Below are 6,380 nucleotides of genomic sequence, written 5' to 3' on the forward strand. Positions count from 1 at the left end.
CAACAGGATCGACCCACGCGCCATCGATATAGAACTGCAGATTGTGTGACATGGTTTTCTCCTTGACCGCATCGTCGCGCCGGGCCGTCATATCTGGCTGGAGATAACGATGCACAAACGCCGCTGTCAAACGCAACCCCCGAAGTGGTTGAGCCAGTGCGGCAGTGATTGAGCCAGAGCGTTCGGGTCAGCAACCGGCTTGGTGAGGATGGACTACAGCAAGATATGCCCGGCCTCGACCAGAAATCGCCTCGCCGCAGCCTGATCCGTCGCTTTCACCAACAGATGGTCGCCATCGAAAGTGGACACCACGAAGATGCCCAGCCCGTTTTCCGACAACGGCCTGATGACCGACAACACGATACCGGTTTCGTCGAAGGCAAACGGCCCCTGGAGCTTGAAGGCCACCCAGTCACCGTCCTGCCTGACACTATCCGGCACACGATCCTGCAGGCAAACGATCGAAAGCTCGTCGTCAGTCCTTGTGATGCTGACGAAGCCTGGCCCGTCCGCCCAACCGGGGATGGTCTCCCCCGCCGCCAGCCGGGCAACCGCGTGAAACCCTGGGAGTTGTTTGAGCCTGACGCAGATGGCCATTGTCGAACCCCTCCCTCAGATCGCCGGTGATCCCGCCAGCTTCTTGCTCATGTGGACCGTCATACCGTTCATGAAAGGCTCTTCCCTATCGATGACATAGCCATACCTTTTGTACAGCGACACATTCGCCTCGAAGGCGCCATTGGTCAGCAGGCGAAGCTCGAGGCGGCCCGCTTCGACCGCCTTGCGCTCGGCCAGTTCCAGCAACAGCCGGCCGATCCCCCTGCCCTGCGCATCCGGTGCCACACAGACATTCTCGATCCACAGGTGACCGTCAGCCAGCACGGTTTCGATCATCCCGACGATCCGATCATCCTCGACGGCGAGATCGAACGGATGCTCGGCAACGGCCTTGTCGTAGTCGGTGCGCATCGGCAGCGGCTCGCGGCCGATCACCGGCACCCATTTGACATAGGCGGCACGAACGATATCCCGGATCGCGGCGGCGTCAGCAGGCACGGCCGGCCGAAGCCGGATGGAAGAATTGTTGGTCATCAAAGTGCTCCAGACATGAAAAACCCCGCCGGCGGTGTCGCGGGCGGGGCTGGAAACGAACGAACCGGGTCTATCCTGCCGATCTTTGTCGTCGCGCAATCAGTCTGCCGCTCCGCATTGTGCAGGGGCGACGTCGCTTGGTGTTGGTGGGCGCGAGGAAGAACATGGCGCCAAGCTGGAACAGGAAGCGCGGCGCGTCAAGACACCTACAACGGCTTCAGTATTCCTGCGCCGTCGGTCTGAACAGGATTTCGTTGATGTCGACCTCGTCGGGCTGGCTCATGGCGAACACCACCGTCCTGGCGAAGGAATCGGCCGGAATGGCCACCCGGTCGTAGAGTGCGCGTACGCCCTCGGCGACATCGGCCTCGGTGACGCTGCCGGGCAGTTCGGTCGCCACGGCACCGGGCGAGATGATGGTGGTGCGGACGTTGTAGGGTTTCACTTCCTGGCGCAGACCTTCCGAGATGATGCGCACCGCGTGCTTGGTCGCGGCATAGACCGCTCCGCCCGGCCCGACCTTGTGGCCGGCGACCGACGACACGTTGATGATGTGGCCGCTTTTCTGCGTCTTCATGTGCGGCAGTGCCGCGGCAATGCCGTAGAGCACGCCCTTGATGTTGACGTCGATCATGCGGTCCCAGTCCTCGACCTTGCCGCGCTCCAGCGGGGAATGCGGCATCAGGCCGGCATTGTTGATCATGACGTCGACGCGGCCGTGCGTCTCGACCGCATGGTCGACCAGATGCCGGACCTGGCCGACATCGGTAACGTCGGTCTGAAGGATGGCGCCCTCGCCAAGTGAAAGCGCGCCGGCCAGCGCCTGCAACCGGTCAAGGCGGCGCGCCCCCAGGACCAGTTTCGCACCCTCCCTGGCCAGAAGCCGTGCGGCGGCTTCGCCCAGCCCGCTGCTGGCGCCAGTGATGACGACGACTTTGTCCCTGATGTTCTCGGCCATGATTCTTTTCCTTTTCTGATCTTTGGCTTCGCTGCCCACGGCAGCCTGGGCGTTCGCGTTGGCGGCTCAGCGGGGCAATTCGACCCGGCCGAGCCAGCCGGTGACCTCGTCAAGCGTCTGGCGTTCCTGGTCGCACTGCTTGGAAAAACCCTTGATGAGCCGTGCCCCTGGTGCATGATCTGCGAGGACTTTCAGGCTCTGCCCTGTTCCGTAGCCGCCATGGGTGATGAACGGCACCAAGGTCTTGCCGGACAGATCGTGTTTCGACAGGAAGGAGCGGATCACCGAAGGCGCGGTCATGCCCCAGATCGGAAATCCGAGGAACACCGTCTCGTAGGTTCCGATATCAGGCACCGTGGCGGCCAGCGCCGGTTCGAAACCGGACTCCCGCTGCTGCTCCGCCACCGCAACCTGCTGCTTGTAGTCTTCCGGGTAGGGATCGACGGTCGCGATCTCGAAAATATCCGCTCGCAGAGTCCTGCTGATCTGGCGCGCGATGACCCGCGTGTTGCCGGTGCGGGTGTAGTAGGCCACCAGCACTTTGGCGCCGCCCGTTCGCCGCGCGCTCGACGCACTGGCGGGCGGCTCGATCCGGGACTCAATCCGGCGCCCAGAGGCAGTGCAAGCATGGTCATCAGCGCACCTCGTCTTGAGACTGGTTGGCTCATCACGCTCTCCCAGGTGGCTAACGATCGATCCTTGCTTCCTGTTGCGGAGAATAGCGCGCTCCCTTCACCGCGATCGCCGAGACCGCATTCTCGATGTTGGCAAGATCGTCCGCCGTCAGCGCGATGGTGGCCGACGCGATGTTCTCTTCGAGGCGATTGAGCTTGGTGGTGCCGGGGATCGGAACGATCCAGGGCTTCTGCGCCAGCAGCCAGGCGAGAGCGACCTGTGCTGATGTCGCCTTCTTCTCGGCAGCGATCACGCCGATCGCGTCGACCAGCGCCTGGTTCGCCTTGCGGGCGTCTTCCGCAAAACGCGGCACGGTGTTGCGGAAGTCGCTGCTGTCGAACGTCGTGCTGGCATCGATGGCGCCGGTGAGGAACCCCTTGCCCAGCGGGCTGAAGGGCACGAAGCCGATCCCCAGTTCTTCAAGCACCGGCAGGATCGCCTCTTCCGGTTCACGCCACCAGAGCGAATATTCGCTCTGGACCGCGGCGACCGGCTGTACCGCATGCGCGCGCCGGATCGTGCGTACGCCCGCCTCGGAGAGACCGAAATGCTTCACCTTGCCTTGGCTGATCAAGTCCTTCACAGCGCCCGCCACCTCTTCGATCGGCACGACCGGATCGACGCGGTGCTGGTATAGGAGGTCTATGTGGTCGGTCCTCAGCCGCCTGAGCGAGGCCTCGACGACGTCACGAATATGCTGCGGCCGGCTGTCCATGCCATCGTGTCGGGCTGTCCCGGCGATGTCGATGCCGAATTTGGTGGCGATCACCACCTGGTCGCGGATCGGCTGCAGCGCCTCGCCGACGACCTCCTCGTTCGTGAACGGTCCATAGACCTCCGCGGTGTCGAAGAAGGTGATGCCACGGTCGAACGCCGCCCTGATCAGGTGGACTGCATCCGCCGTCTCCATCGGCTGCCCGTATGACTGGCTCATTCCCATGCAGCCGAGCCCGATGGCCGAAACGTCGAGACCGCTGTTTCCAAGTGTGCGCTTCTGCATTGTCGTTATCCCTTCTTCTCGGCGTCGGCTTGTTCGAAGACCTTGCGGGCAATGCCCAGAGCCGTGGCTGCCGTTGGCCATCCGGCGTAGAAGGCGAGATGTGTAATGGTTTCGATGAGTTCGTCGCGGGTGACGCCATTGTCGAGCGCGCGCTTCATGTGAAAAGGCATTTCATTGATCCGGTAGCCCGAAATCAGGCTGGTGACGGTGACAAGGCTGCGGTCCCGCGGCGACAGGCCGGGGCGCTCCCAAACGTTGCCGAACAACACCTCGTCGGTGTATCTGCCAAGCGCGGGAGCGATATCGGAGAATGGGCTTTTCAGCCTTGGAACATCTGTCATGGTGGTCTCCTTCGAAGAGTTCGGGCGTTGAACTCGGCGCCACGCGCCGATACTTGGTCAAACCCCGTATTGTTCGTCGCTGACATGCTCCAGCCAGTCGACGACCTTGCCGTCGAGCGCTTCGGCGACAGCGATGTGGCTCATCGCGGTGGTCGGCGCGGCGCCATGCCAATGCTTCTCTCCGGGCGCGAACCAGACGATGTCGCCGGGCAGGATCGGTTCGATCGGGCCGCCCTCGCGCTGCACCAGGCCGGCGCCCGAGAGGACGATCAGCGTCTGGCCAAGGGGATGCGTGTGCCAAGCGGTGCGCGCACCGGGCTCGAAAGTCACGGTGGCGCCGCCGACGCGGGCGGGCTCGCTGCCCTTGAACGGCGCGTCGATGCGCACCGCGCCGGTGAAATAATCGGCCGATCCCCTGGCCGAGGCTTGAGAGCCGTTTCGCGTGATGTCCATGGTTTTGTCCCTTCCTGGCAACAGGCGTGACACGACCGCCGGTCTTCAGAGGCTGCCGGTAGAGGCGCCCGGTGTGATGACGCCTATCTAGGGTCTGCGATTGGTGCCGATTAGGTGCTATATCCAGCATGATCTTATGAAAGGGGCTCATGAATGCCGCGAGACAATCTGAATGAGCTAACCGCATTCCTCGCCGTCGCGCGCGAGGAAAGCTTCACCAGGGCGGCGGCCAAGCTCGGGGTTTCCCAATCGGCGCTCAGCCATACGGTGCGGGCGCTGGAGGAGCGGCTGGGCGTGCGGCTCCTGACCCGCACCACGCGCAGCGTGTCGCCCACCGAGGCCGGCGAGCGGCTGGCTCGCACCGTGGGGCCGCGGCTCGATGAGATCGAAGCCGAGATCGCGGCACTCAGCGCCTTGCGCGAAAAACCCGCCGGCACCATCCGCATCACCGCCGGTGAGCATGCCGCCGATGCGATCCTGTGGCCTGCCCTGGCGAAATTCCTGCCCGACTATCCTGACATCAAAGTCGAGATCATCGTCGACTACAGCCTGACCGACATCGTTGCCGAGCGCTTCGACGCCGGCGTGCGGCTGGGCGAACAGGTGGCGCGCGACATGATCGCGGTGCGCATCGGCCCCGACATGCGCATGGCGGTGGTCGGATCGCCGGCCTATTTCGCCAAATGGCCGAAACCGCGCACGCCACAGGACCTGACCACCCACAATTGCATCAATCTGCGGCTGCCGACCTATGGCGGGCTCTACGCCTGGGAGTTCGAGAAGGCCGGGCGCGAGCTGAAAGTGCGGGTCGAGGGCCAGTTGGTGTTCAATACGTCCGCGCTGCGCATGAACGCGGTGCTCGCCGGCCTCGGCCTTGCCTATCTGCCGGAGGAACAGGTAACGGCCCATCTGGCCGACGGCCGGCTGGTGCGGGTGCTCGCCGACTGGTGCGCGCCTTTCCCCGGCTACCATCTCTATTACCCCAGCCGCCGGCAAGCGACGCCGGCCTTCTCGCTGCTGGTCGACGCGCTGCGCTACCGAGGCTAGAACAGGAAACCGGGTTTCCGAAAAAGATCATGCTCAAAACGAGCAGATAGAGCCCCATCCCGATTCGGGAACAGGCTCTCCATCTGGACTGTGCCCGCCGTCGTTCTATCTTCCGGATCGAGCAGATCTGACGAAATCCGGAGCTATCGCCGTGACCGTGACCGACCTTTATCGAGGCTACATCGCCTGCCTCAACAATCAGGACTGGCAGAAGCTGAATCGCTTCGTTCATGACGAGGTGCATTACAATGGCGACCGCGTCGGGCTGTCGGGTTACCAAGAAATGCTGGAGCGCGATTTTCGGGAAATCCCGGACCTCTATTTCGACATCCAGCTGCTGATCGCCGAACCGCCGTTCATAGCCAGCCGGCTCCAGTTCAACTGCACGCCGAAGGGAACCTTCTTCGGCCTGCCCATCAACGGCAGGAAGGTGTCCTTCAGCGAGAACGTCTTCTATGAATTCCTCGACGACAGGATCAGGAACGTCTGGTCGGTGATCGACAAGGCGGCCATCGAAGCGCAGCTTTAATTCAGGCCGGCCAGAAGATGACGCCGATCGTTCGTAAAAATCGATCATTATGACGAAAATAATTCGTTGGAAAGATTATTTGAGGAATGGCATTCCTCCGGCACACCCGTCTGGAGCATTGCTTTGTCTTCCGTTTCCCACTTCGCGAACGATATTCCGAAAAGCGCTTTTCCTGCCGATCTGACACGAGGGCGGAAATCCCTCAACTGGAATGGCATCGTCCCCGGCATCGTCCTTGTCACGATGATTACTGCCGTCGCCTTCTCGGCCCGCAATGTTTCGGGC

At 62.6% G+C, this 6,380-nt stretch carries 9 protein-coding genes and 1 pseudogene; 3 read left to right on the plus strand and 7 right to left on the minus strand.

The window, feature by feature from the left end; translation table 11 throughout:
* Positions 1-213 precede the first annotated feature (213 nt).
* From EN939_RS16760 to EN939_RS16790, 7 genes are all read right to left on the minus strand, one after another.
* Positions 214-597 carry an ACT domain-containing protein gene (locus tag EN939_RS16760; RefSeq protein WP_127268885.1) on the minus strand — a complete coding sequence of 128 codons (384 nt, stop codon included), beginning with the start codon at positions 595-597 and terminating at the stop codon, positions 214-216.
* 15 nt (positions 598-612) lie between these two features.
* Complete coding sequence (locus EN939_RS16765; RefSeq protein ID WP_127268887.1) at positions 613-1,092, minus strand: GNAT family N-acetyltransferase; 480 nt, start codon at positions 1,090-1,092, stop codon at positions 613-615.
* A 217-nt stretch (positions 1,093-1,309) separates the two neighbouring features.
* Positions 1,310-2,050, minus strand: a complete 741-nt coding sequence (locus EN939_RS16770) for an SDR family oxidoreductase (RefSeq protein ID WP_127268889.1) — start codon at positions 2,048-2,050, stop codon at positions 1,310-1,312.
* 66 nt (positions 2,051-2,116) lie between these two features.
* Positions 2,117-2,590, minus strand: coding sequence for a flavodoxin (locus tag EN939_RS16775; RefSeq protein WP_236382718.1), 474 nt, complete (start codon positions 2,588-2,590; stop codon positions 2,117-2,119).
* Between the two features lie 145 nt (positions 2,591-2,735).
* On the minus strand, positions 2,736-3,725 hold the full coding sequence (locus EN939_RS16780; protein ID WP_127268893.1) for an aldo/keto reductase: 990 nt from the start codon (positions 3,723-3,725) through the stop codon (positions 2,736-2,738).
* A gap of 5 nt (positions 3,726-3,730) precedes the next feature.
* Positions 3,731-4,066 (minus strand): carboxymuconolactone decarboxylase family protein, encoded by a 336-nt coding sequence (locus EN939_RS16785; RefSeq protein WP_127268895.1) that lies wholly within the window; start codon positions 4,064-4,066, stop codon positions 3,731-3,733.
* Between the two features lie 57 nt (positions 4,067-4,123).
* Positions 4,124-4,519 (minus strand): (R)-mandelonitrile lyase, encoded by a 396-nt coding sequence (locus tag EN939_RS16790; RefSeq protein ID WP_127268897.1) that lies wholly within the window; start codon positions 4,517-4,519, stop codon positions 4,124-4,126.
* A gap of 153 nt (positions 4,520-4,672) precedes the next feature.
* Between EN939_RS16790 and EN939_RS16795 the strand changes: the two genes are divergently transcribed.
* The 3 genes and pseudogenes from EN939_RS16795 to EN939_RS38555 form a co-directional block, all read left to right on the plus strand.
* A complete protein-coding gene (locus tag EN939_RS16795; RefSeq protein WP_127268898.1) occupies positions 4,673-5,566 on the plus strand; it encodes a LysR family transcriptional regulator in 894 nt (297 codons plus the stop codon).
* A 151-nt stretch (positions 5,567-5,717) separates the two neighbouring features.
* Entirely contained in the window at positions 5,718-6,095 is a 378-nt protein-coding gene (locus EN939_RS16800) for an ester cyclase (RefSeq protein ID WP_164748991.1), read from the plus strand.
* A gap of 66 nt (positions 6,096-6,161) precedes the next feature.
* Positions 6,162-6,380: pseudogene (locus EN939_RS38555) on the plus strand (YeiH family putative sulfate export transporter); the annotation flags it as partial.

It is taken from the genome of Mesorhizobium sp. M7A.F.Ca.CA.002.05.1.1 (assembly GCF_003998335.1).
Taxonomy (GTDB): domain Bacteria; phylum Pseudomonadota; class Alphaproteobacteria; order Rhizobiales; family Rhizobiaceae; genus Mesorhizobium.